This is a genomic window from Ensifer sp. PDNC004, from assembly GCF_016919405.1.
GTDB lineage: Bacteria > Pseudomonadota > Alphaproteobacteria > Rhizobiales > Rhizobiaceae > Ensifer.
In genome coordinates this window covers 455,561-478,590 of the sequence record NZ_CP070352.1, presented here as the reverse complement: position 1 = coordinate 478,590, position 23,030 = coordinate 455,561, and the positions used below count along the sequence as shown (strand labels likewise).

Annotated in this window: 24 protein-coding genes; 11 read left to right on the top strand and 13 right to left on the bottom strand. The window is 63.6% G+C overall.

Going from position 1 to position 23,030, the window contains the following annotated elements; all coding sequences use genetic code 11:
* The first annotated feature begins 49 nt into the window (after positions 1 to 49).
* From JVX98_RS02160 to JVX98_RS02140, 5 genes are read left to right on the top strand one after another with little or no spacing between them, the layout of a single operon-like run.
* Complete coding sequence (locus JVX98_RS02160) at positions 50 to 877, top strand: ABC transporter permease (RefSeq protein ID WP_043613763.1); 828 nt, start codon at positions 50 to 52, stop codon at positions 875 to 877.
* Positions 874 to 1,653, top strand: a complete 780-nt coding sequence (locus JVX98_RS02155) for an ABC transporter permease (protein WP_192449612.1) — start codon at positions 874 to 876, stop codon at positions 1,651 to 1,653. The genes JVX98_RS02160 and JVX98_RS02155 overlap by 4 nt, the downstream gene beginning before the upstream one ends.
* On the top strand, positions 1,646 to 2,674 hold the full coding sequence (locus JVX98_RS02150; RefSeq protein ID WP_205236713.1) for an ABC transporter ATP-binding protein: 1,029 nt from the start codon (positions 1,646 to 1,648) through the stop codon (positions 2,672 to 2,674). The genes JVX98_RS02155 and JVX98_RS02150 overlap by 8 nt, the downstream gene beginning before the upstream one ends.
* A gap of 6 nt (positions 2,675 to 2,680) precedes the next feature.
* Positions 2,681 to 3,601, top strand: a complete 921-nt coding sequence (locus JVX98_RS02145) for a nucleoside hydrolase (protein ID WP_205236712.1) — start codon at positions 2,681 to 2,683, stop codon at positions 3,599 to 3,601.
* A 26-nt stretch (positions 3,602 to 3,627) separates the two neighbouring features.
* On the top strand, positions 3,628 to 5,385 hold the full coding sequence (locus JVX98_RS02140; protein ID WP_371826518.1) for an adenine deaminase: 1,758 nt from the start codon (positions 3,628 to 3,630) through the stop codon (positions 5,383 to 5,385).
* A gap of 136 nt (positions 5,386 to 5,521) precedes the next feature.
* Here the strand turns inward: JVX98_RS02140 and JVX98_RS02135 are convergent, their stop codons facing one another.
* Positions 5,522 to 6,697: a M20 aminoacylase family protein gene (locus JVX98_RS02135; protein ID WP_205236710.1), complete on the bottom strand. Its 1,176-nt coding sequence runs from the start codon at positions 6,695 to 6,697 to the stop codon at positions 5,522 to 5,524.
* Positions 6,698 to 6,853: 156 nt separating this feature from the next.
* Here JVX98_RS02135 and JVX98_RS02130 point away from each other — a divergent pair, with 156 nt between their 5' ends.
* Positions 6,854 to 7,570 carry a phosphoribosyltransferase gene (locus JVX98_RS02130; RefSeq protein ID WP_256442648.1) on the top strand — a complete coding sequence of 239 codons (717 nt, stop codon included), beginning with the start codon at positions 6,854 to 6,856 and terminating at the stop codon, positions 7,568 to 7,570.
* Between the two features lie 106 nt (positions 7,571 to 7,676).
* The gene (locus JVX98_RS02125) at positions 7,677 to 8,072 is read left to right on the top strand and encodes a VOC family protein (protein ID WP_205236708.1); all 396 of its coding nucleotides are present in this window, start codon (positions 7,677 to 7,679) and stop codon (positions 8,070 to 8,072) included.
* Between the two features lie 114 nt (positions 8,073 to 8,186).
* Here the strand turns inward: JVX98_RS02125 and JVX98_RS02120 are convergent, their stop codons facing one another.
* The 9 genes from JVX98_RS02120 to JVX98_RS02080 form a co-directional block, all read right to left on the bottom strand.
* Positions 8,187 to 8,645 carry a DUF411 domain-containing protein gene (locus JVX98_RS02120; protein WP_371826517.1) on the bottom strand — a complete coding sequence of 153 codons (459 nt, stop codon included), beginning with the start codon at positions 8,643 to 8,645 and terminating at the stop codon, positions 8,187 to 8,189.
* An 89-nt stretch (positions 8,646 to 8,734) separates the two neighbouring features.
* The gene (locus JVX98_RS02115; protein ID WP_205236706.1) at positions 8,735 to 9,022 is read right to left on the bottom strand and encodes a copper-binding protein; all 288 of its coding nucleotides are present in this window, start codon (positions 9,020 to 9,022) and stop codon (positions 8,735 to 8,737) included.
* 28 nt (positions 9,023 to 9,050) lie between these two features.
* Positions 9,051 to 9,536 carry a plastocyanin/azurin family copper-binding protein gene (locus JVX98_RS02110; RefSeq protein ID WP_205236705.1) on the bottom strand — a complete coding sequence of 162 codons (486 nt, stop codon included), beginning with the start codon at positions 9,534 to 9,536 and terminating at the stop codon, positions 9,051 to 9,053.
* A 49-nt stretch (positions 9,537 to 9,585) separates the two neighbouring features.
* The gene (locus JVX98_RS02105; RefSeq protein WP_205236704.1) at positions 9,586 to 10,923 is read right to left on the bottom strand and encodes a multicopper oxidase family protein; all 1,338 of its coding nucleotides are present in this window, start codon (positions 10,921 to 10,923) and stop codon (positions 9,586 to 9,588) included.
* A 65-nt stretch (positions 10,924 to 10,988) separates the two neighbouring features.
* Positions 10,989 to 12,446, bottom strand: coding sequence for a TolC family protein (locus JVX98_RS02100; RefSeq protein WP_205236703.1), 1,458 nt, complete (start codon positions 12,444 to 12,446; stop codon positions 10,989 to 10,991).
* Positions 12,443 to 12,673: a hypothetical protein gene (locus tag JVX98_RS02095; protein WP_205236702.1), complete on the bottom strand. Its 231-nt coding sequence runs from the start codon at positions 12,671 to 12,673 to the stop codon at positions 12,443 to 12,445. Before JVX98_RS02095 ends, JVX98_RS02100 begins: the two co-directional genes overlap by 4 nt.
* 199 nt (positions 12,674 to 12,872) lie before the next feature.
* The gene (locus JVX98_RS02090; protein ID WP_205236701.1) at positions 12,873 to 13,262 is read right to left on the bottom strand and encodes a hypothetical protein; all 390 of its coding nucleotides are present in this window, start codon (positions 13,260 to 13,262) and stop codon (positions 12,873 to 12,875) included.
* 95 nt (positions 13,263 to 13,357) lie between these two features.
* Entirely contained in the window at positions 13,358 to 13,828 is a 471-nt protein-coding gene (cueR, locus tag JVX98_RS02085; RefSeq protein WP_205236700.1) for a Cu(I)-responsive transcriptional regulator, read from the bottom strand.
* Between the two features lie 99 nt (positions 13,829 to 13,927).
* On the bottom strand, positions 13,928 to 16,402 hold the full coding sequence (locus JVX98_RS02080; protein WP_205236961.1) for a heavy metal translocating P-type ATPase: 2,475 nt from the start codon (positions 16,400 to 16,402) through the stop codon (positions 13,928 to 13,930).
* A 75-nt stretch (positions 16,403 to 16,477) separates the two neighbouring features.
* On the opposite strand from JVX98_RS02080, the gene JVX98_RS32635 reads away from it, so the two are divergent.
* Both JVX98_RS32635 and JVX98_RS02070 read left to right on the top strand, forming a co-directional pair.
* Entirely contained in the window at positions 16,478 to 17,062 is a 585-nt protein-coding gene (locus tag JVX98_RS32635; protein ID WP_371826504.1) for an antibiotic biosynthesis monooxygenase, read from the top strand.
* A 276-nt stretch (positions 17,063 to 17,338) separates the two neighbouring features.
* A complete protein-coding gene (locus JVX98_RS02070) occupies positions 17,339 to 18,277 on the top strand; it encodes an MYG1 family protein (protein WP_205236698.1) in 939 nt (312 codons plus the stop codon).
* Positions 18,278 to 18,343: 66 nt separating this feature from the next.
* Here the strand turns inward: JVX98_RS02070 and JVX98_RS02065 are convergent, their stop codons facing one another.
* Together JVX98_RS02065 and JVX98_RS32505 are read right to left on the bottom strand one after the other, a co-directional pair.
* Positions 18,344 to 19,339, bottom strand: a complete 996-nt coding sequence (locus JVX98_RS02065; protein ID WP_205236697.1) for a GlxA family transcriptional regulator — start codon at positions 19,337 to 19,339, stop codon at positions 18,344 to 18,346.
* A gap of 209 nt (positions 19,340 to 19,548) precedes the next feature.
* Entirely contained in the window at positions 19,549 to 19,671 is a 123-nt protein-coding gene (locus tag JVX98_RS32505; RefSeq protein WP_256442640.1) for a hypothetical protein, read from the bottom strand.
* Positions 19,672 to 19,954: 283 nt separating this feature from the next.
* On the opposite strand from JVX98_RS32505, the gene JVX98_RS02060 reads away from it, so the two are divergent.
* Positions 19,955 to 20,152: a hypothetical protein gene (locus JVX98_RS02060; protein ID WP_043613804.1), complete on the top strand. Its 198-nt coding sequence runs from the start codon at positions 19,955 to 19,957 to the stop codon at positions 20,150 to 20,152.
* A 177-nt stretch (positions 20,153 to 20,329) separates the two neighbouring features.
* Here the strand turns inward: JVX98_RS02060 and JVX98_RS02055 are convergent, their stop codons facing one another.
* Entirely contained in the window at positions 20,330 to 21,352 is a 1,023-nt protein-coding gene (locus JVX98_RS02055; RefSeq protein ID WP_205236696.1) for a LacI family DNA-binding transcriptional regulator, read from the bottom strand.
* Between the two features lie 255 nt (positions 21,353 to 21,607).
* Here JVX98_RS02055 and JVX98_RS02050 point away from each other — a divergent pair, with 255 nt between their 5' ends.
* Positions 21,608 to 22,942, top strand: coding sequence for an ABC transporter substrate-binding protein (locus JVX98_RS02050; RefSeq protein ID WP_205236960.1), 1,335 nt, complete (start codon positions 21,608 to 21,610; stop codon positions 22,940 to 22,942).
* Positions 22,943 to 23,030 lie beyond the last annotated feature (88 nt).

The window sequence follows — 23,030 nt, the reverse complement described above, 5'->3', positions numbered from 1 at the left end:
GCGACGGGCGCGATGAGAAGCGCCCAGGAATGCCTTGAAAGGAAGAAGGATGTTCCAGAACCGCGCCGAAGCCCTGGCGCTCGCTCTGCCCGCAGCGGTCTTTGCGGCGATCGTCTTTCTGGCGCCGGTGGTGATCCTGCTGGCGGAAGGCTTTCGCAGCGCCGACAGCTGGTCGCTGTCGGCCTATACGACCTTCTTTTCCGATCCGCTGAACCGCACCGTCTTCCTGCGCACCTTCCGGCTCGGCCTGATGGTTACCGTCGTTTCGGCGGTCATCGGCTATGCCGCGGCCTTTGCGATCGTCAATCTGTCGCCGCGCAACAAGGGACAGATGATCGGCCTCGTCGTGCTGCCGCTGATGATCTCGTCGGTCGCGCGCACCTATGCCTGGATCGTCATTCTTGGCCGCACCGGCATCGTCAACCAGGCGCTCCAGCTCGTCGGCCTTTCGGATGAGCCGATCCGCTTCCTCTTCACCGAGACAGCCGTGTTCATCGGCCTGCTGCAGCTGTTCCTGCCGCTGATGATCCTGTCCTTGATCAGCGCGCTCGAGAACATGCCGAAGGATGCGATCCCGGCCGCCCGCGTTCTCGGCGCCAACTGGTTCCAAGTGTTCTTCAAGGTGATCCTGCCGCTGACCAAGGAAGGCCTTGTGATCGGCGGAACGCTGGTTTTCACCGGTTCGCTCACCGCCTATATCACGCCTGCGATCCTCGGCGGTTCCAAGGTTCTGATGCTTGAAACGCTGCTCTACCAGCGCGTCACCGTCGCCAACGACTTCGTCGCCGCAAGCGTCATCGCGTTCATCCTGATCGTCATGAGCTTTGCCGCCAATCTTCTCCTGAAACGGCTTGCCACTGCGAGGAACAAGCGATGACCCCTCGCATCTTTACGCCGCTCGTCCTCTTCCTGGTGATCGCCTTCCTGATCGGGCCGTTCTTCATCATTGTTGCCGCGTCACTTTCGGGCGGAGAGACGCTGGCCTTCCCGCCGCAGGGCTTCTCGTTCAAGTGGGTCGCCAAAGTCTTCACGGTCGAGAGTTTCCAGGAGAGTTTCGCGATCTCGATGCTGCTCGCGATCGGCGGTACCGCGGCCGCTCTCGTGCTCGGCGTTCCCGCTTCTTACGCGCTGTCGCGCTACAAGCTGCCTTTCGGCGAAACCATCCGCACGATCGTCTCGCTGCCGATCATCGTGCCCGGTATCATCGTCGGCCTGGCGCTCTTGCGTTACATCGTCGTGCCCTTTGGCCTCAACATCACGCTGACGCTGTTTCTCGCCCACACCGCGCTGGTTCTGCCCTATGCGGTACGGGTCGTCTCGGCGAGCCTCAACAACCTGCGCTCCGACATCGAGGAGGCGGCTGTGCTGCTCGGTTCCTCCCGCGCCGGGGCCTTCTTCCGCGTGGTGATGCCGAACATCCGCAGCGGCATCCTCGCCGCCTTCATCCTCGGCTTCGTCACGAGCTTCAACCAGGTGCCGGTATCGCTCTTCCTCTCCGGCCCGGGCGTGCGCACACTGCCGATCGACATGCTCTCCTACATGGAGATCACCTACGATCCGTCGGTCGCCGCCCTCTCCGCGCTGCTCGCCTTCATGTCCATCGGCATCGTCTTTCTTGCCGAACGCTTCCTGGGATTCTCTCGCTATGTCTGACGCCCCCTTCCTCAGCCTTGAAAAACTGACGCTCGCCTATGGCGATACCGTTGCAGTGAAGGACCTCGACCTTTCGATCCGCAAGGGCGAACTGGTGGCCTTCCTTGGGCCCTCCGGCTGCGGCAAGACGACGACGATGCGCTCGATCGCCGGCCTGCTGTCGCCGGCCTCAGGCGCGATCAAGCTCGATGGCGCCGACATCACCCGCGTGTCCGCCAACAAGCGCTCCGTCGGCCTCGTCTTCCAGTCCTACGCGCTCTTCCCGCACCTGACCGTGTTCGAAAATGTCGCTTTCGGCCTGCGGCTGAAGAAGCTGCCGGCTGCCGATATCGAGAGGAAGGTGACGGCTGGCCTCAAGTCCGTCGGGCTTTCGAAGTTCTCCGCACGTAAGCCGGGCGAGCTTTCGGGCGGCCAGCAGCAGCGTGTGGCGCTGGCGCGTTCCATGGTGATGGAACCGAAGGTGCTGCTTCTCGACGAGCCACTGTCGAACCTCGACGCGCGTCTGCGCCTCGAAATGCGCACGGAACTGCAGCGGGTGCAGAAGGAAACCGGCGTCACGATGATCTTCGTCACCCACGACCAGGGCGAGGCCCTGTCGCTGGCGGACCGCATCGTTGTCATGCTGAACGGCGCGATCGAGCAGATCGGCACCCCCGAGGATATCTACAATCGCCCGATCTCGCGCTTCGTCGCCGATTTCGTCGGCTTCGAAAACATCTTTGCCGTCGGGGGCGGCAAGCTGAAGGCCGAAAACGGCCCGATCGATCTTTCCGGATCCCTGCCGCCTGACACGGCAGGGCTTGCGTGGCGTCCGCGCATGGTGACCCTTGGTTCAGGTCCTTTCCAAGGCACTGTGCGCGGAGCCTCTTTCTCCGGCAGCACGCGCGAGTATCTGCTCGATACGCCGCTCGGCGCCATCAAGGCGGAAGAGGATGCAGCGCTTGCAGCCCGTGAAACCGGTTCTGCCATCGCCTTCGACCTGCCGGTCGAGAAGGCCGCGCGCCTCAAGAAGTTCGGGTAAGGTCAAATGGGTGTCTGGATCGATACGGACATGGGGTTCGACGACATTGCCGCCGTGCTTGTCGTCCTTCATGCCGGTGAAGAGATCGACGGCGTTTCGCTCGTCTTCGGCAACACGCCGCTCGACCGGGTGAAGCGCAATGCAGCCAGTGCCGCGCGCGCCTTCGACTGGGCTTTCCCAATCCACGAAGGCCGTGCCCTTCCGGTGCTCGGCAAGCTCGAAACTGCCGAACGCATCCTTGGCGAAGCCGGCATGCCGACGGCGGGATTGACGCTGCCGGAGGCCGACGCCTTGCCGGTAAGGGACGCCTTTGCGGCACTTTGCTCCTGGCTGGAGCAGGACGGGCCGAAGCGCGTTCTGGCACTCGGACCGCTCACCAATCTCGCTGCCCTTTGCCTTGCCCGTCCGGACCTGGCCAGCCGGATCACCGATCTGACCTGGATGGGCGGCGGCGTCACCAGCGGCAACCATACGGCATCCGCCGAGTTCAACGCCTTTGCCGACCCGGAAGCGTTGGCGATCGTCATCGCGCATGGCCTGCCGCTGCGCATGGTCGATCTCGATCTTTGCCGCAAGGTCTTTGCCTACCCCGATGACGTCGCGCCGATCCGTTCGGCGGGTGGCGCCCACGCGGCCCTCATCGCCGATCTGCTTGCCGGCTTCATCTCGATCGGCACCAGCCGCGGCCGGCCGGGCATGGCGATCTATGATCCTTGCGCTGCCGTTGCCTTCGTCAATCCGGGCGCAATCTCGTTTCGCAAGGCGCGCATCGATGTCGAACTCGGCGGGACGCTGACGCGCGGGCGCACCGTCGTCGAAACACGGGAAAGCCATGCGATCTTCAATGCCGAATATGCTGTCGATGCCCATGTCGAGACGACGCGGGCACAAATCCTGGGCGCCCTGATGAAGGAAGCGCAGAAGTGAGTTTTATAGAGCAGCCTCAGGACCTGATGGATGCGGCACTCCGCAGCCGGGCAGTGGCCGCAGCACGTGGTGCCGAGCCGTTCGACGTTTTGATTTCGGGCGGCACGCTCGTCGACGTGGTGACAGGAGAGCTTCGTCCGGCCGATATCGGTCTCGTCGGATCGTTAATCGCAAGCATCCACGAACCGGGCGCGCGTTCCGATGCGGCAACCGTAATCGATGCGACGGGCGCTTTCGTTTCGCCCGGCCTGATCGACACGCACATGCATGTCGAAAGCTCCATGGTGACGCCGGCGACCTATGCCAATGCGGTGCTGCCGCGTGGCGTGACGACCGTCGTCTGGGATCCGCATGAGTTCGGCAATGTCAACGGTGTGGCCGGCGTGCGCTGGGCCGCAAACGCAAGTCGCGATCTGCCGTTGCGCACGGTGCTGCTGGCACCGTCGAGCGTGCCGTCAGCACCCGGCCTGGAGCTGGCCGGTGCCGATTTCGACGCCGACGTGATCGCCGACATTTTGAGCTGGCCGGAAATCGGCGGTATCGCCGAAATGATGAACATGCGCGGCGTCATCGACGGCGAAGCGCGCATCACCGGGATCGTCCAGGCGGGGCTTGCCGCCGGCAAGCCGGTCAACGGCCATGCGCGCAGTCTTGCCGGCTCTGATCTCCAGGCCTTCGTGACGGCCGGCGTCAGCTCCGACCATGAGCTCGTCTCGGGCGACGATCTCTTGGCAAAGCTCCGGGCCGGTCTGTCGATCGAACTGCGCGGCTCGCACGATCATCTGCTGCCGGAATTCGTCAAGACGATCAAGGCTCTGGGCCATCTTCCTCAGACGGTAACGCTTTGCACTGATGACGTCTTCCCGGACGATCTTGCCCATGCCGGCGGTCTCGACGACGTCGTTCGTCGACTTGTTCGCTATGGCCTGCCCGCCGAATGGGCGCTTCGGGCAGCAACGCTGAACGGCGCCGTGCGCCTCGGCCGTCAAGATCTCGGGCTCGTTGCGCCGGGCCGCCGGGCGGATATCGTGCTCTTCGAGGATCTCGCTGATTTCCGTGCGCGCACCGTCATTGTCGATGGCAAAATGATTGCAGATACCGGACGGATGATCGAGCCGCTGAGCAGCATCGCCGCCGAGAGGCTGCACGGCACGATGAAAATCGCGCCGCTTTCGGATGACGATTTCCGCATTCCTGCCGACGGCACCAAGGTCCGCGTCGCGACCATCGACCGGCCGCGCTTCACCCAGTGGGGCGAAGCCGTTGCTCAGGTCGAGGGCGGCTTCGTCGTTCCTCCTGAGGGCACGACTCTGATCGCCGTCGCGCATCGCCATGGGCGCGCCGACAGTCGACCGCGCGTTGGTCTGTTGTCGAGCTGGGGCACCTGGCGCGGCGCCTTTGCGACCACGGTTTCGCATGACAGCCACAACCTCACGGTCTTCGGCGGCAATAAGCAGGATATGGCGATCGCGGCCAATGCGGTGATTGCTGCCGGCGGCGGCATGGCCGTCGCGTCCGGTGGCAAGGTCGATGCGCTCCTGCCGCTGCCGCTCGCCGGGCTGGTTTCCGAGACGCCGTTGGAAGAGGTGGCGGATCGCTTTGCAGCACTCCGCGAAGCGGTCGGCCGCATCGTCGACTGGCAGCCGCCATACCTGGTCTTCAAGGCCTGCTTCGGCGCGACGCTTGCCTGCAACGCCGGCCCGCACCAGACCGATCGCGGCATCGCCGACGTGGCGACGGGCACGGTCATGGAAAGCCCGATCCTGGAGATCCTTGAAGCCTGACATTCAAGGCCGCCCTGCCTGGGCGGCCTTTGAAGTCCGACGTCACTTCCGTCGAGGCGGGCAGCCTCGCTCTTTAAGCGCAGGCTCTAAATCCTTGAGAACACGGGTTCCCGCGAGCATCTTCGCGATGCACGCGTTATTCCGCCTGTGCCAGTTCCTGCTCCACCAGGGTCGACCAGAAGGCGGCGCCCGGACCGATCGCTTCGTCGTTGAAATCATAGGCGGTGTTGTGATGCAGTGCGCCGTCGACGGCGGGGCCATTGCCGAGCCAGACGTAGCAGCCGGGCGCCTCCAGCCCGAAGAAGGCGAAGTCGTCACCGGCGGTCGACGGCGGGAACGTCGTGCGGGTCTTCTTGCCGAACACCGCCTGAGCGGCGCTCAACGCCCGGGCCGTGGCATCGGCATCGTTGACGACGGGCGGAATGCGGCGTTCAAACTCGTAGTCGACGGAAATCCCGTACATCTCTGCCGTACCGCGCGCGAGACGGCCGATCTCCGTTTCGAGTTGGTCGCGCACTTCGGGCGTATAGGCGCGCGCCGTGCCGCCAATCTCGACGATATCGGGGATGACGTTGAGCGCCTTCGGATCGCCGGCCCGCACCGAGCAGGCGCTGACGACGGCCGGCTGCAAGGGATCGACGACGCGGCCGACGATCGACTGAAGCGAGGCAAGGAAGGTGCCGGCGGCCGTCACCGGATCGCGGCCGAGATGCGGCTTGGCACCGTGGGTTCCGACGCCGCGGAAGGTGATACGCCAGCTATCGGATGAGGCGAGCTGCGGGCCGGCCACGACCGCCATTTCGTCCGGATCGAGACCCGGCATGTTGTGCAGGCCGTAAACGGCGTCACAGGGGAACAGGTTAAACAGCCCGTCCTCGACCATGCGCTTCGCACCGCCACGCCCTTCCTCGGCCGGCTGGAAGATGAAGTGCACGGTGCCGGAGAAATTGCGCGTCTTCGCCAGATGGCGGGCAGCACCGAGCAGCATTGTCGTGTGACCATCATGGCCGCAGGCATGCATCTTGCCGGCTTCGCGGGATTTGTAGGGACGGTCGGCGATCTCCGGCATAGCGAGCGCGTCCATATCGGCGCGAAGGCCGATCGAGCGTGTGCCGTTGCCGACCTGCAGCGTGCCGACGACGCCGGTTTTTCCCAAGCCGCGGTGGACCTTTAGACCCGCTTCCTCAAGCCACTTGGCAACGAGATCGCTGGTGCGTACCTCCTCGAAGCCGAGTTCCGGATGGGCATGCAGGTCGCGACGGAAGTCGGTGAGGAAGGTGAGGTCGTCGGTTATTCCGTCTGGCAGGCGCATCGTCAGGCATTCCCATGTTTCATTGCGCGAAGGGCTTGTGAATTCCGCGTGCTTTGCTTGAGCCGCGGCGCCCTTTCGGTTTGATCGAAGTCGCAAACGGTATAGACGAAAACGGCCGGAACCAGAACAGCGAGCCGGCCTTTTTGATCGCCTTTCATTTCGGGCGAAAGCGCGCAGACGAGGACCGGACCGATGCAGCCCCACGACTTCTGGCAGGAAATCTACCCGCCGAAAAGCTTCGACATTCAGGCGGGTTATCGCGATTTCTTCCCGGTGTCGCTCGGCGATGGCAGTCAGATCCTGTTGCCGATCCGTCCGCTTTCCGACGGCAAGCATGCGCTGGCCTCCATGATCGTCAATCAGGCGAGCTTTGCCGTCGAGGATGCGCTGGCAACGGAACTGGCCGCCAAGCTCGCGCCCTATGAGCCCGAGGTCGTTGCCGGCCTGCCGACGCTCGGCCTCACGCTCGCCTCGGCCGTCGCCCGCAAGCTCGGCCACAGCCGCTACGTGCCGCTCGGGACCTCGAGAAAATTCTGGTATGTCGACGACCTCTCCGTCCCACTTTCCTCGATTACGACGCCCGACCAGAAGAAGCGGCTCTATGTCGATCCGCGCATGCTGCCGTTGCTTGAAGGAAAACGGGTGGTGCTGATCGACGATGTGATTTCGAGCGGCACGTCGATCCTTGCCGGGCTGACGCTGATGGAGACCTGCGGCATCGAGCCGGTGGCGATCGGCGCCGCCATGCTGCAGACCGAGCGCTGGCGCCAGCCGCTCGCCGACCGCGCGCCGCATTGGCCGGAGCGTGTCGCCGGCGTCTTCCAGACCCCGCTGCTCACCCGCAACGAGGACGGCAGCTGGCGAGGCGCTTGATCGAGCCCTGTGGCGAGGACGGATTGCCCCTTCCTGAACAATTCCTTTGCTTCCTGCGACAGGAGCGCGCTAGCCTCGGCTTGGCGTTGCGGCAGCGAGGCAATCTATGCGCTTCATCAATCCGATCCCCTTCGTCAGCGACATCGACCGATCGCGGATCTTTTACGAGACAGTACTTGGTCTGACGATCCGAGAGGACTTCGGTGACTTCGTGCTTTTCGAGGGCGGCTTTGCCATCCACGAAGGACGCGCGCTCGAGCGGACGATCTGGCGGCAGGACCTGTCTTCGGGCGAACCCTATGGGCGGAAAAACGTGCTCCTTTACTCCGAGGATGACGATGTAGACGCAGCCTTCGCGCGCATCGCACCGCATGTGGAGCTGATCCATCCGATCGAGCTGCAGGCGTGGGGCCAGCGCGTCTTTCGATTTTGCGATCCGGACGGGCATGCAATCGAGCTCGGAGAGCCACAGGACTTGGGCGCCGCAGGCACGGCAGTTTAGGGCGTCTCAATTGGCGAGGCGACATCAAAGTTCGGGCACCGCCGCGATCGCGGAAGCGCCCGAACTCTTTCGTGCAGGACAGCCCAGAGGGCTTTGAACGGCTGGGACCGGTTTCTAGTTCGCCGGCCGGACCTGATAATAGACCGTCGACTTCGCGCCGCCTGCCTTGGCGATCGTGTAGACATCGTAGGAGGCCTGCGGATCGTTGCCCATGCCGAGCGAGCCCGAGGGCATGCCGGGAACCGCGATGCCTGCGACATCAGGCTTTTCCGAGAGCAGCTTCTTGACCGCCTCGAGCGGTACATGACCCTCGATGACATAGCCGTCGATGACGGCGGTATGGCAGCCTTCCATGTCGGCGGGAACCGCAAAGCGCGTCTTGATCACCGACATGTCGGCCTCGTCGCGCACCTCGACCTTGTAGCCGGCCGCTTCCATCGCGTCCGCCCATAGTTCGCAGCAACCGCATTGCGGATCCTTGTAGACCGCCATGGTGCCGGTTGCCGCGACTGCGCCTGTTGCCAAGAGGGTGATGCCCGCAATCGTGCCTGCAACGAAATGCCTGCGTAACACGTTCATCGAACACTCCTTTCCGTTTCTTCCTGATTTCCGGATTGTGACGCCCGGGCCGCGCAAAGTCGACCCGGGCGGTTTGCCGCAGTTTACTTGACCTCGGTCACCGTGAGGTTGCCGTTGACCCGGTCGGCGACGAATTCGATCGCAGCACCTTCCTTGAGCTTGGCAAGCACCGCGTCGTCGGCGCGGAACACCATGGTCATGGCCGGCATGTCGAGGTTCTTCAGATCCTCATGGTCGATCGTCACCTTCTTGGCCTTGGTGTCGATCTTCTTGACCACGCCCTTGGTGAACTCCGCCGCATAAGCGGGCAGGGCGAAGGTGGCGGAAACGGTGAGCGCGAGCGCTGCAAAGAGGGTACCTACGGTTTTCATGGTTTCATCCTTTCCTGTTTTCTTGGGGTTACTTCTTCACGACGTCGAGCGGGCCGTGCATGCCGGCGTCGTAGTGGCCCGGCACCAGGCAGGCGAATTCGAAGGTGCCGTCATTGGTGAAGGTCCAGTAGATGTCTCCGGACTTGCCCGGTTCGAGCCGGATGGCGTTCGGGTCGTCGTGCTCCATGTCCGGGAACTTCTCCATGGTGATCTTGTGTTCCTGGATCGTCGCCTTGTCGTCGAGCACGAATTCATGCGCGAGTTCGCCGGCGTTCTTGATCGCGAAATGGACCGTCTGGCCCTGGCGAACCTTGATGGTCGAGGGCGTGAAGATCATCTTGCCGTCGTCGGTTTCCTTCATGGTGACGCGGATCGTCTGCGTCGACTTCTTGCTGTCGCCGGGCTCGCCGATCGGCACCTTGTCGTGGCCGCCGGCGTGGCTGCCGCTGGCGAGCGCCTGGGAGGAAAGGGCGGAGGCGACAACGAGCGCCAGAGCGAATGCTGATTTCTTCATCGTAATGTTCCTGATGGATTGAAAGAGTTCATTGCAGTCGGCCGCCCTCTCACGGTTTGGGCGTGAGCACGGTCTTGGCATCCTTAGCCCGCGTCGGTTCCGGCAACGCGCCGGTCCATTCCCAGGCCTGTGTTCCCGGCGGGTTTTCGTACCAGCCGGGATCGCTGTAATCGCCGGCGGAGATGCCTTCGCGGACCTTCACCACCGAGAACATGCCGCCCATCTCCAACGCGCCGTGCGGACCCCAGCCGGTCATCATCGGGATCGTGTTGTCGGGGAGCGGCATTTCCATTTCGCCCATGTCGGCCATGCCGGCCGTACCCATGGGCATGTAGTCGGGCTTCACCTTGCGGATCTTCGCCGCGACCGATTTCTTGTCGGCGCCGATGAAGGTCGGGATGTCGTGACCCATGGCGTTCATCGTGTGATGCGACTTGTGGCAATGGATCGCCCAGTCGCCCTCGTATTTGGCGTCGAACTCGTAGGCGCGCATGGCGCCGACGGGGATGTCGATCGACACTTCCGGCCAGCGCGCCTCCGGCCTGACCCAGCCGCCGTCGGTGCAGGTGACCTCGAAGTCGTAACCGTGCATGTGGATCGGATGGTTGGTCATGGTGAGGTTGCCGACCCTGACCCGCACCCGGTCGTTCTTCGACACGACCAAAGGGTCGATGTCCGGGAAGATCCGGCTGTTCCAGCACCACATGTTGAAGTCGGTCATTTCCATGATGCGCGGCACATAGGTGCCGGGATCGATGTCATAGGCGTTGAGCAGGAACACGAAGTCGCGGTCGACGCGCATGAAGCTCGGATCCTTCGGATGCACCACGAAGAAGCCCATCATGCCCATGGCCATCTGCACCATCTCGTCGGCATGGGGGTGGTACATGAAGGTGCCCGACTTCACGAGGTCGAACTCGTAGACATAGGTCTTGCCGGCGGGGATATGCGGCTGCGACAGGCCGCCGACACCGTCCATGCCCGAAGGCAGGATCATGCCGTGCCAATGGATGGTGGTGTGCTCCGGCAGCTTGTTGGTGACGAAGATCCGCACCCGATCGCCCTCGACCGCCTCGATCGTCGGGCCCGGCGACTGGCCGTTATAGCCCCAGAGATAGGCGGTCATGCCGTCGGCCATCTCGCGTTCGACCGGCTCGGCGACAAGGTGAAATTCCTTGACGCCGTTGTTCACGCGGTGCGGCAGCGTCCAGCCGTTGAGGGTGACGACCGGGTTGTAGTCCGGTCCGCTCGTCGGCACGAGCGGCTTCTGGGTCGTGGCATTGTCCATGCTTGCCGCTTCGGGCAGCCCGGAGTTGGAGGTTTGCGCCCAGGCGGCCGTCGAGACGAGAGCAGCACCGGCGCCGAGGAAGTTTCTTCTGTTGAACATGATCTGATCCTTTTTGAATGAGGCGGATGCGTACGGAAACCGCACACATTTTTCCTCAACCCGCCCTAGTGCCCGGCGCCGCCGGCTTCCGCTGCCGCGGGTGCTGCCGCCCCTCCAGCCGAGCCACCTGATCCGCCGCCGTGGATGGCGGTCATCAGGTCGGCATCGGCCAGCCAGAAATCGCGCTTCGCGTTGACGGAGAGCACGGTCGAATTGACCTTGGCCCTGACGTCGGCAAGCAGCTCGAAGGTGCTGGTGATCATGCCGTTGTAGCTGAGCGTCGCTTCTTCCTCGATCTTGGTGCGCAGCGGCACGACGTTGTTGCGGTAGTGCCGGGCGATGTCGTAGCGCGAGCGATAGGCCTCGTAGGCCGAGCGGGCTTCCGAGCGGATGTTGACCGCCTTTTCCGCCAGCAGGTTTGCCGAGCGCATATGGGCAAGCTCGGACTTGCGCATGCGCGCGCTGCCGCTGTCGAAGATCGGGATCACGAATTCGAGCTCGAACTGGCCAGTTGTCTCGACCTTGGTGCCGTCGTCCTCCTTCTCCCGTTCCGCTTCCGCTCCGGCGATGAGCTCGAGGTCGGTCACATAACGGGTCGCTTCGGTGAGCTTGTAGGACTTGGCCACGGCTTCGAGATCGAGGCGGGCGATCTGCAGGTCGACGCGGCGTTTCAGCGCTTCCGCCTCGATGCTGTCCTTGCGCGCCAGCGTCTTCGGCAGGTTCGGCAGGCGGTTGGGAACCTGGTAGTCGACGTCGCTACCCCAGAGACCCATCAGGCGCGTCAGGTTCTCCTTGGCAAGACGCGCCGCAAGCCGGGCTTCGGCCGTCTGGCCGGCAAGTTCGGCGTTGAAGACGTGCTCGCGCGCCTGGTTGCCCTTGCCCATGGCGCCGGTTTCGCCAAGTTTTGCGGCGAGCTCCGAGGAGGCGTCTGCCGCCGCCTGGGCCTGGTTCAGCTGTGCCACGGTTTCCCAAGCGGCAACCGCTTCGATCCAGGCGCGGCGGGTTTCGGCCGCCAGCTGCAGTGTGCTGAGCGCCGCGTTGAGCTGCGCCTGGCGGAAACGCGCATCGGCAATGGCGATCGTCTTGTCGCGGGTCAGGAGCGCCAGGATATTGGTCGTGACGAGGCCCTCGATCGCCTCATAGGCCTGCAGTTCCGGCGTGCCGATTCCGGTCGTGCCGATCGAGACGGTGGGGTTGAGGAACAAGGTCGCCTGCCAGGCATCCGCCGACGCGTCGCCGAGATCGGCATAGGCCGCCTGCAGGCCCTTGTTGTTGAGAAGGGCGATCTGGACGGCCGTGTCGGCGTCGATGGTCTTGCGCTTCAGCAGCGCCTTCACCTCGGCATTGACCTTGTCGGCCTGTTCGCGGTTCTGGATCCAGACGCTCTTCTTGGTCGCGGCCGTCGAGACCTTGGCATCCACGGTGGTGAAGCCGGCGTCCTTGGCCGAGTATGCGGTCACGCAGCCGGCGAGCACGAGAGGCAGACCGATGGCTGCTGCGAGGTTGAGTTTGCGAAGCCTCATGACGCGTCTCCCTTGGCGGTCGACTGCGCGTCGTTGAGCGGTCCCCAGGCCTTGGGGCCGGTCGGTTCGCGGTGGGTGTAGCCCGAAATGGGGCTGCGATACTGCGTGTTTCGAATGCCGCTCGTGCTGTTGGCGGGATCGCCAAGGCTTGAGACCTCGGCAGGCAATGTGGCAGCGCATCCGCCCAGGATCATGGGCAGGAGCGCCATGGAAAACAAACGTTTCATGGTCAAACCTGAAATGTGAATGGCAGAGGTCGGCCGTCGACCGGATGAAACCGGGCGGGCCTTGTCGCGGACCGCGCTAGAGGTGGGGCGAGCGTCTCATCGGACACGCGGAAGCCACGGCAACGCTTCGCACCGCCACAGATCCTTTAGTCGGCAAGGACCAAAGGAAGCCCACGGCAGCGGTCACAGGTTCACGAAATCAGGCTCTTGGGGGGCGATGAAGACCGTCGAGCTCACCGGGGGTGAGCTGCGGGTGCGGGCCGAAATTGCGGACCGAGCGTGGGAAAGCCGGATGGCTGCCGTCGACATCGCCAAGCACCGCGACGGCGGCGCAGAAGGTCTTGCAGCAATCCTTCTTGTCCGCCTTGCCGTTTTCTTGTGCCGGCTTCACCTTGCCCTTGTCGAGGCTCGGGCAATGCTCGGTCGCAGCTTGCATCGGATTGGCGGCTGCCTCGATCTGCATCGAGCCGTGCGCGGCCGCATGCATCATGCCGGAGGCGGTGGAAAAAGGCAGCACGGCCAGCGACAAAGCGATCGCCAGCTTCAGCACTATCAGCAAACGCAGATATGTGGTTCGCACCTTCTCCATGATCGATCCGTAGAAACGCCTTTGATTCCTGTCAATGATGCTTGCGCCTGGCGCCGTCACGAATGCGTGAGGCCTCCCGGGCTGCACACGCGTCGTCACCCGTGCCGCCGGTTACGGACCGGATCGATGCCGGCCGTACCGAAGCGGGCGGGCTCGGTTGCCTTCGTCGACGCGTTCGTGGCGTCGGCGAGATCCTCGAGAATGGGGCAGTCCGGGCGCCCGTCGCCGTGACAATGGGCGGCGAGATGCTTGAGCGTCCGGCTCATCGCCTTCAATTCCTCGGCCTTGCGCTCCAGGATCTCGACATGTTCGAGCGCGATCTTCTTGACCTCGCCGCTGGCGCGCTCGCGGTCGCGCCAGAGCGCCAAAAGGTCGGCCATCTGCTGGACGGTGAAACCGAGATCGCGCGAGCGGCGGATGAAGCGCAGCGTATGGACGTCGTTGTCGCCATAGTTGCGATAGCCGGCTTCGCTCCGGTCGGCCTGCGGGATGAGGCCGATCGTCTCGTAGTAGCGGATCATTTTCGTCGATACGCCGGAGGCGCGGGAAGCTTCGCCGATATTCATGATGTCATCCTTGTTACCGCCGTGCGGACATTCCCTTGAGAATATAAGGTCTCTCCCCGGCTTCCGCCATGCTGGCGAGAGCCGGGGAGACGATCGAACTTAGGCCGCCTGTGCTGCGGCAACCGGGCGAAAGGCCCGAAGCCGGAGCGCATTGCCGAGCACGAAGACGCTCGACAGCGCCATGGCGCCGGCCGCGAAGATCGGCGACAGCAGGAGGCCGTAGACCGGGTAGAGCGCGCCGGCGGCAACCGGGATCAGCACCGCGTTGTAGGCGAAGGCCCAGAACAGGTTCTCCTTGATGTTGCGGATCGTCGCCTTCGACAGCGCGATCGCATTCGGGACACCCAAGAGATCACCCGACATCAGCACCACGTCGGCGCTTTCGATGGCGACGTCCGTACCGGTGCCGATCGCGAGGCCGACATCGGCTTCGGCGAGCGCCGGCGCATCGTTGATGCCGTCGCCGACGAAGGCCACCGCGCGCCCGCCTTGCTTCAGCTTCTTCAGGGCCGCGACCTTACCGTCCGGCAGCACTTCGGCGATGACCTCGTCGATGCCGAGCTTGGCGGCGATCGCCTCGGCGGTGCGACGATTGTCGCCGGTGATCATCGCGACCTTGAGGCCGAGATCGTGCAGCATGCGGATCGCCTGCGGCGTCGTCTCCTTGATCGGGTCGGCAACGGCGATGATCGCCGCAAGCTTGCCGTCGATCGCCGCATAGAGCGGGCTCTTGCCTTCCGAGCCGAGGCGAGCCGCCTGGTCGGCGAAGGCCGACACGTCGAGCTTCAGCTGCGTCATCAGGCGGTCGGCACCCACATGGACGGAGCGGCCCGAGACTTCGGCGCTGGCGCCGAATCCGGGGATCGCCTCGAACCTGGCCGGTTCAGCGATATCAAGATCCTTTGCCTTGGCCGCCTCGACGATCGCTTCGGCGATCGGGTGCTCGGAGCGGGTTTCGACGGCGGCGACCAGCGTCAGCACGGTGTCACGGTCGAAGCCTTCGGCGGTTTCGAGGTCGGTCAGTTCCGGCCGGCCCTTGGTCAGCGTGCCGGTCTTGTCGACGGCGATGACGGCGGCGTTGCGCAGCGTCTGCAGCGCCTCGCCCTTGCGGAAGAGCACGCCCATTTCGGCGGCGCGGCCGGTGCCGACCATGATCGAGGTCGGCGTGGCAAGGCCCATGGCGCAGGGGCAGGCGATGATCAGCACGGCGACGCCGTTGACGAGCGCGAAGGTGAGTGCCGGATCCGGACCGAAGATCAGCCAGACGCCGAACGTCAGAAGCGCAATCGCGATGACGGCCGGCACGAACCAGGCGGTGACACGGTCGACCAGCGACTGGATCGGCAGCTTGGCGCCCTGGGCCTGCTCGACCATCTTGATGATCTGCGCCAGCACCGTGTCGGCGCCGACCTTGGTGGCGCGGAAGGTGAAGGAGCCGGTTTTGTTGATCGTGCCGCCGACCACCTCGCTGCCGGCGATCTTTTCGACCGGAACGGGCTCGCCGGTGATCATCGATTCGTCGACATAGGAGTTGCCGTCGATGACGCTGCCGTCGACCGGGACACGGTCGCCGGGGCGCACCACGACGCTGTCGCCGGTGGTGACGTCGGAGAGCGGAACCTCGATCGTCTCACCGTTGCGGATGACGCGGGCGGTCTTTGCCTGCAACCCCATCAGGTGCTTGATCGCCTCGGAGGTCCGGCCCTTGGCGCGGGCTTCCAGGAAGCGGCCGAGCAGGATCAGCGTCACGATGACGGCGGCCGCCTCGTAATAGACGTTGGCGGTGCCGTCAGGCAGGAGATCGGGCGCGAAGGTGGCGACCACGGAATAGATCCAGGCGGCGGACGTGCCGATTGCGACCAGCGAGTTCATGTCGGGCGCCAGGCGGAAGAGGGCGGGAACGCCCTTCTGGTAGAAGCGCAGGCCCGGGCCGAAGAGCACCAGCGTCGTCAGCACGAACTGCAGATACCAGCTTTCCTGCATGCCGATATTATTCATGACGAATTCGTGCACGGCCGGAATGAAGTGCGAGCCCATTTCAAGCAAGAAGATCGGCAGCGTCAGCACGCCGGCAATCAGCAGCGAGCGCGCAAGCTTGCGGGTCTCCTGTTCGCGCTTCTCGCCTTCGCGGTCGACGCTTTCGTCGCCGGTGATGCGCTTGGCGGCATAGCCGGCAACGCGGACCGCTTCTTCGAGTGCTGCGGCCGTGGCGATGCCCCTGGTTACCCGCACCGACGCGCGCTCGGTCGCCAGGTTGACGTTGGCCTCGGTGACACCCGGCACGGTCTTCAGCGCCTTTTCGATGCGCGCGACGCAGGAGGCGCAGGTCATGCCCTCGATGGTGAGCTCGATCGTGTCTTCGGCCGCACCATACCCGGCATTCTCGATCGCCTTGACGATATCGGCGGACTTGGTGCTGGCATCGAAGCGGACGTCGGCGCGTTCGGTTGCGAGGTTGACCGAGGCTTCGGTGACACCAGGCACGGCGCGAATCGCCTTTTCGACGCGCGCCACGCAGGATGCGCAGGTCATGCCCTCGACGGGAATGCTGGCGCTTAATGCCGCGGCGGACATCGCTTCGAGATCGTTCGTTCTAATGGGGGTCACAGATCCCATGATCGTGCTCCTTTCTCTGTCTTTTGTCGCAAGATGGGGCTTCCAACGATGGGAAGGTCAAGGGCGAAAAGAAGATTTCTGCGCCATCTTCAGAACGGCCGGGAGAGGCCTGTCACCGTAGCGATATTGCCCGCAACGCATGGTCGCAGCGTCCTTGACGCAAGCTTGGCCGCGAGGCCCGGGAGGCTTGTCAAAGCTCAGGTCGAATGGCTCCAGGCTTGCCGGCGATCCGAGACTGCAACCGTACCTTTCCTGCCTCTTGCGAGTGAACCGTATCGGATCCATCCTGTAGAAGTTGCGTCCCATAGGGAGGTTAGGATGACGGCTTGCAATTGTGTCCGTTTCCGCGTGAGACCCGGTCAAGAGGAACGGTTCGAGCACCTTTTTCGCAGCGCTCTTCGCGACTTTGAAGGTTTGCGGAAGATGGCGCTCAGCAAGGCTGCGGATGGATCGTATTTCTCAATTGCCGAGTGGGAAAGCCTTGAGGCGATCGCTGCGGCACGTCCCATGATGAAGGCGAACCTCGATACGTTCCGCGATACGCTCCTGGAACTCGGTCAGGATCTCGGGGTCACGGACCCGATTTCCGGCGAGGCGATCTTCGAAATGGCGCGTTAGGGCTATGTTGCTGCGCAAGGTGTGACGGCGACACCTTTGTCGATCGGTTGACGGGAAGGGAGTTGTTGCCTGCCAAGGTCGCGGATCTGACGGCAGTGATGTCGTCGGCTGGCGAACGTGTGGGGTAGCGTCAGAAGCGGCGCGACATCTCGCGCCGGATTTGGGTGCGTTGAGAACAGAACACTGCGACGAAGGCGCGATGACGGGTTGAGGTCACCGCAGGCAATGGCTATGTCGTGCCGCACACACGCGTCACGAACCATAAGGCCATTCGGAATGATCCCAGACTTTCTCGTTACCCATTCCGGTGGTTTCCACGCCGACGAACTGCTTTCCAGCGTCATTCTTACGCGGCTTTTCCCCGAGGCTCGCCTCGTTCGCAGCCGGGCGCCGGAATGGCTGAAGCCGGGGACGGACCGCATCATCTACGATGTCGGCGGCCAGTATGATGCCGAGGCCGGATTGTTCGACCACCATCAGCGCGGGGCGCCGGTGCGAGAGGACGGCCAGCCCTACAGTTCGTTCGGCTTGATCTGGAAGCATTACGGCCGCGCCTATCTGGCAGCGTTTGGTGTTCCCGAGGCCCATGTAGAGGCGGTTCATGCCGCCTTCGATGCGCGTTTCGTGCTGCCGATCGATCTGGTCGACAACGGTGCGCTTGACCCTTCGGTTGCCGGGCCCTTGGCGGGGTTGACGCTGTCGGCGCTGCTGGAGACCTTGAAGCCTGTCTTCGACGAAGGCGGCCAGGAGGCCGAGGATCGCAGCTTCCATCAGGCCCTTTCGATCGCGCGCGCCTTCGTCGAGGCTGGCGTGTCGCAGCGCGCTTCAAAGCTTCGGGCCGAGGCGCTCGTGCTTGCGCAGATCGCCCTTGCCGGTGAGAGTCGCGTGCTCGAACTGCCGCGGGGCATGCCTTTCCGCCCGGCGATCGTGAAGGCTGGCGCCGACCACCTGCTGTTCGTCGTTCATCCGCGCGAGAACGACTGGTGCCTGACGGGCATTCGCAAGGCCGACGAAGGGTTCGAGCTGCGCGCCGATCTCCCGGCTGCCTGGGCCGGCCTGACGAACAGCGAACTGGAGGCGGCTTGCGGCGTGGCCGGCGCGCGCTTCTGCCACAACGGCCGCTTCATCGCGGCGGCAGCGACGCGAGAGGCAGCGCTCGCCATGGCGGAACTCGCCGTCAAGGAAGCCGCGACAGCGGGTAGCGGTCAGGCCTGAGGAAACCGACGAGCCGACGGCGGCGGCTATGGCCAGTGTGCCTTTAACCGGATCGCCTGGGACGGGTCACGCCGAAAGCGTGGCCCTGAACTTGCTCGGTGATTGACCGTAGGTCTTCGCAAAAATTCGCGAGAAGTGGCCGGCGTTCTCGAAACCGACTTCGAGCGCGATGTCGATCAGCGGCGCCTTCGTCTGCGTCAGGAGATGCTTGGCGCGTTCCAGCCGAAACTTCCGATAGACCAGCGCCGGCGACATCTTCGCCTTGTCCATGAACAGGCGCTCGAGCTGCCGTCGGGACAGGCCGACGGATGCGGCCAGTTCCGGGATCGACAGCGTGTTGTCCGTGTGCTGCTCCATGATGATGAGAGCGGCGTTCAGGCGCGGGTCGTTGCTCTCGATCGCCAGCGGCTTTCTCGGCTGGACATGAAGATGCGAGCGCGCCTTGTCGATCTGCAGCACCTCGAGTGCATTCCGCTCGGCTTCCTTGCTGATGTGCAGGCGCACGATATGGGCTGCCATGTCGGCGGCACTGCTGCCGCCCGCGCAGGACCCGCGGGTGCGGTCAAGGTTGAAGAGGCGGTCCGAACGAACCTTGAGATCGGGGAAGCGCTCGCGGAACGCCTGATAATGAAGCCAGCTCACGCAGACGGTGTGCCCGGTCATCAGGCCCGCTTCGGCAAGCACGAAGGTCCCGGTGCAGAGGCCGATCAGAGGCACCCTGCGCGCCGCCGCCTTCTGGAGGAAGCGGATCGTGTCGTCGTCGATCGGCTGTTTGCTGTTGAGCAGGCCGCCGACCACGACGATGTAGTTGAACCCGGCGGGATCGACGAGGTCGGATGTCGGCGCCACCTGCACGCCGCAGCTGGAGGCGATGAGATGCCGCGTGTTGCCCAGGACCTGCCAGTCCGCGCGGATGCGGCCGGACTTGTCGAGCTCGTCGCTCGCAAGCCGCAGCGTGTCGATGAACAGCGCGAATGCCGAAAGGGTGAAGGACCGCGCCAGAACGAAGCCGATCTTGAGACGGTCGGGCTGTGTCTCGCTGGATTTGATGGTCGTCGTCATTTGCCCTTCATGCTCGCGCCGCCAAGATCTCCCGTTCGCTGTCGAGCGTGCTCGGACATATCCGGAGAGGTGGCCGCTGGCGGCCGAGACTTGCCTTTTGCTCTCCATGGGAGCTGGGGTTCGGTTCTTCCGGCACCCCATGGCGTGGCGCGGGAAGCCGACGCCCGGATGAGGGCGTCTTCGTCCTCATCATAACGAAGAGGTCGGGCTCAGATTGCTCTCGTCACGACCTGCGCCGCCACGGTTACGAACATTGCGGCCAGTGTCAGCGCCGCACTGAAGCGTGCAACCTTCATCCGCCGTTCGCGTGAGCCGCTCCAATCATAACCCATCTTTTCCCTCCCTCGCGACCGGGCCGGAGCGCGTTTGCTCGGACGTCCGCCGAGCTGCGAGCCTTCCCAGGTCGTGGCTCTGAGTAGCGCTCATGCTGACGCGATGCCGTCGATCGTGTCAAGTTTGCCTCGGCACACAACGTTCCGGTGCCAGTCTGCGTCGCAGGCAACTGTGCAAAGGAATTTGCTGTTCGAGGGCGCAAACCCCCCAGTTGTGCGGGGAGCCTCTTTGCGCCGTTGTGATAGTTTTCTCTTTGGTGTGATTATTAAAGGGAGGGCGACGATGCCCGGCACATTCTCTACCGCCGACATGGACGTCATCAAACAGCAGCACGAGGAATGGTGTCGCGCCAACGACACCGACCCGAACAGTCCCGCGGGCATAGAGAAAGCCATGCAGATGCTGGTGAATTATGGCGGCAGCGCCAGCCGGCAACCGCCCGCGCAGCCGGAGACGGTGCGCGCCAAAGCGCGCGCCTGATCACAGCGTCAACCTACATTCTTTAGCAGTCTCGTCCTGTACTTCGATCGCGTCGAGCGAGGGTTGACGTCGGCTGCTAGGGAATGCATTCCATGGCGCGGCGGCGCTATCGCGATCTGGCGTTGCGCCCGGCCGCTTGGGGTGCGCACGTCAAAGATGTATGCGCCAAGCGTTGGCTTAAAGGTTCTCCTTGAGGAGGACCTCTATCCTGATCTTGTCCTGAGCGGCGTGCGGTTCGCGAAAATCGGTCCGTGCGCGCATGATGCGAATGGCGCTGCGCACCGCGTGGCCCGGATCCTGGGCGATGACGGCGTCGATGCTGGCGTCGCGCAGGCCGCGTTCGCTGAAGGGGGTGCGCTCGTGCACGACCACCGTGATCTTCTGCAGATCGGTGAGGGACGCGGCTCCCTCGAGCGGAATCCTCGCCTCGGAACTCAATACGTAGATTGCCGCAACCTCCTGATTGTTTTCCAGAACTCTCTGGAGGATCTGGGTCGCCCTGCGCTCGTCGCCGTGGGTCTCGACCGAGGGCAGACACTGCAGGTGCGGGAACTGTGAGTTGACGACATCGTCGAAGCCGAAGCGGCGCTGGATGCTGTCGAGCGACTGCATCGTCTCGGCCACGATCAGGACTTTTCCGGCCTTCCGGCCGACAAACCGGCCGATGATCTTGGCCGCGGTCGCGCCGGCGGCATAGTTGTCGACGCCGACGAAATCTGCGGTCGGCAGCCTTTCCTGCCCGGACAGGAACTGCACGAACTTGACGCCGCGCTCGATCAGGCGGCCGATCGCATCGCGGACCTGCGGCGATTCCGGCGCCATCATCGCGATCCCGTCGAATTCGTTCTCGTCGATGTCGGCGAGATATTTTGCGACCTTGTGCGGGTCGTCGATCGGGATCTGGACGACGTCGAGGTCGACGAGGTCGCCCTTCATCGACACCCGCGCCTCCTCGACCCGGTGGATGAGTTCCGCCAGATAGAGATCGCCGCTCGTCGGCAGCACGAACCGGAACCGATAGCTCTTGTTGCGGGCCAGGCTGACGGCCGCGGGGTTTCGAATAAACCCAATGCGCTCAATGGCTTCGTTGACACTGCGGACAGCCTTCGGGCTGACATTCGGCCTGTCGTTCAGCACGCGGTCGACGGTTGCGAGGCTCAACCCCGCTGCCTCAGCAAGATCCTTGGCTGTTGGCCGCATGCGGAACTCCCAGTGTGTATCGTCCCCAATCTACTCCACCAAAATCGCCGCGAAATCAAGAATTGATGTGCGCACCTCAAAAATCGCTTGCGCTGAGGTGCGCACCTCAGTTATGAATCCTTCAGCGAAGAACGCAGGCCCTGAATGCGGCCGCGCCCGCCGCTCGTGCCAAGAGGATTTAGGTACGCCACCGCCCGGTCAGGGCGCTTCCTTCTGATGGAGGTCAGAAGGTACAAGGGGGGGAGGAACCCGATGATGAAGCAGATTCTGTTGAGCTCCACAGTCATGGTCGGAGCGTATTTTGGCATTGCGGGTGCGTCCGGTACGCACGCTTCCGCAGCGGAGCTGACCCTTTGCTGGGCCGCTTGGGATCCGGCCAACGCGCTCGTCGAACTCAGCAAGGACTTCGAAGCCAAGAGCGGCAACACGATGAAATTCGAGTTCGTGCCGTGGCCGAATTTCGCCGACCGGATGCTGAACGAGCTGAATTCCGGCGGCAAGCTCTGCGATCTGATGATCGGCGACAGCCAGTGGATCGGCGGCGCCGCCGAGAATGGCCAATACATCAAGCTCAATGATTTCTTCGACAAGGAAGGAATCAAGATGGACGACTTCATTCCCGCAACCGTCATCGGTTACGCGGAATGGCCGAAGAACTCGCCGAACTACTGGGCGCTGCCGGCGTTCGGCGACGTGGTCGGCTGGACCTATCGCAAGGACTGGTTCTCGCGTCCCGAACTCCAGGCGGAGTTCAAGCAGAAGTACGGCCGCGATCTCGCCGTGCCGAAGACCTTCGCCGAACTCAAGGACATCGCCGAATTCTTCCAGAAGCGTCAGATCGACGGCAAGACCGTCTATGGCGCTGCGATCTATACGGAGCGCGGCTCTGAAGGCATCACCATGGGCGTGATGGACGTGCTCTACAGCTACGGATTCGAATACGGAAATCCGAAGAAGGCCTATGAGCTCGACGGTTTCGTCAACTCGGCGGATGCGGTCAAGGGCCTGGAATTCTACAAGGCGCTCTATGATTGCTGCACGCCGCCTGGCCATTCCGACGCCTACATGTCGGAGGACATCGACGCCTACAAGTCCGGGCAGGTCGCCCTGCAGATGAACTTCGCCTTCACCTGGCCGGGCATCCATGCCGACGCCAATGTCGGCGGCGACAAGTCCGGCTACTTCCCCAATCCCGCTGGTCCGGCCGGAGTTCAGTTCGCCCAGCTCGGCGGCCAGGGCATCTCGGTCGTCGCGGCGTCCGACAAGCAGAAGGAAGCGCTGGATTACATCAAGTGGTTCGCGCAGCCTGAAATCCAGAAAAAGTGGTGGGCGCTTGGCGGTTACTCCGCGCTGCGCTCGGTGGTCGAGGACCCGAGCTTCGCCACGAGCCAGCCCTATGCGCAGACCTTCCTGGATTCGATGGCAATCGTGAAGGACTTCTGGGCAGAACCTTCCTATGCATCTCTGCTCCAGGCTTCCCAAAAGCGCTTCCACGACTATGTCGTAGCAAAGCAGGGCACGGCGAAGGACGCGCTCGATGGTCTCGCTGACGACTGGAAGGACATCTTCGAGGACGAAGGCAAGTATTGACGCAAACACCCGCCGCCTCCCGGCGGAAGCGTCCATGCGGGGCCGGCCGGCCGATCTCTCGCGCCGGCCCCGCATGCCCATTCGTCAA

Coding starts and splice junctions, on each gene's coding strand:
- JVX98_RS02160 (WP_043613763.1), top strand. CDS start 50: ATGTTCCAGAACCGCGCCGAAGCCCTGGCGCTCGCTCTGCCCGCAGCG.
- JVX98_RS02070 (WP_205236698.1), top strand. CDS start 17,339: ATGATCCCAGACTTTCTCGTTACCCATTCCGGTGGTTTCCACGCCGAC.
- JVX98_RS32635 (WP_371826504.1), top strand. CDS start 16,478: ATGGGGCTTCCAACGATGGGAAGGTCAAGGGCGAAAAGAAGATTTCTG.
- JVX98_RS02110 (WP_205236705.1), bottom strand. CDS start 9,536: ATGAAGAAATCAGCATTCGCTCTGGCGCTCGTTGTCGCCTCCGCCCTT.
- cueR (WP_205236700.1), bottom strand. CDS start 13,828: ATGAATATCGGCGAAGCTTCCCGCGCCTCCGGCGTATCGACGAAAATG.
- JVX98_RS02135 (WP_205236710.1), bottom strand. CDS start 6,697: ATGCGCCTGCCAGACGGAATAACCGACGACCTCACCTTCCTCACCGAC.
- JVX98_RS02105 (WP_205236704.1), bottom strand. CDS start 10,923: ATGTTCAACAGAAGAAACTTCCTCGGCGCCGGTGCTGCTCTCGTCTCG.
- JVX98_RS02065 (WP_205236697.1), bottom strand. CDS start 19,339: ATGACGACGACCATCAAATCCAGCGAGACACAGCCCGACCGTCTCAAG.
- JVX98_RS02115 (WP_205236706.1), bottom strand. CDS start 9,022: ATGAAAACCGTAGGTACCCTCTTTGCAGCGCTCGCGCTCACCGTTTCC.
- JVX98_RS02080 (WP_205236961.1), bottom strand. CDS start 16,402: ATGTCCGCCGCGGCATTAAGCGCCAGCATTCCCGTCGAGGGCATGACC.
- JVX98_RS02060 (WP_043613804.1), top strand. CDS start 19,955: ATGCCCGGCACATTCTCTACCGCCGACATGGACGTCATCAAACAGCAG.
- JVX98_RS02095 (WP_205236702.1), bottom strand. CDS start 12,673: ATGAAACGTTTGTTTTCCATGGCGCTCCTGCCCATGATCCTGGGCGGA.
- JVX98_RS02150 (WP_205236713.1), top strand. CDS start 1,646: ATGTCTGACGCCCCCTTCCTCAGCCTTGAAAAACTGACGCTCGCCTAT.
- JVX98_RS02125 (WP_205236708.1), top strand. CDS start 7,677: ATGCGCTTCATCAATCCGATCCCCTTCGTCAGCGACATCGACCGATCG.
- JVX98_RS02155 (WP_192449612.1), top strand. CDS start 874: ATGACCCCTCGCATCTTTACGCCGCTCGTCCTCTTCCTGGTGATCGCC.
- JVX98_RS32505 (WP_256442640.1), bottom strand. CDS start 19,671: ATGGGTTATGATTGGAGCGGCTCACGCGAACGGCGGATGAAGGTTGCA.
- JVX98_RS02140 (WP_371826518.1), top strand. CDS start 3,628: ATGGATGCGGCACTCCGCAGCCGGGCAGTGGCCGCAGCACGTGGTGCC.
- JVX98_RS02090 (WP_205236701.1), bottom strand. CDS start 13,262: ATGGAGAAGGTGCGAACCACATATCTGCGTTTGCTGATAGTGCTGAAG.
- JVX98_RS02100 (WP_205236703.1), bottom strand. CDS start 12,446: ATGAGGCTTCGCAAACTCAACCTCGCAGCAGCCATCGGTCTGCCTCTC.
- JVX98_RS02145 (WP_205236712.1), top strand. CDS start 2,681: ATGGGTGTCTGGATCGATACGGACATGGGGTTCGACGACATTGCCGCC.
- JVX98_RS02055 (WP_205236696.1), bottom strand. CDS start 21,352: ATGCGGCCAACAGCCAAGGATCTTGCTGAGGCAGCGGGGTTGAGCCTC.
- JVX98_RS02050 (WP_205236960.1), top strand. CDS start 21,608: ATGAAGCAGATTCTGTTGAGCTCCACAGTCATGGTCGGAGCGTATTTT.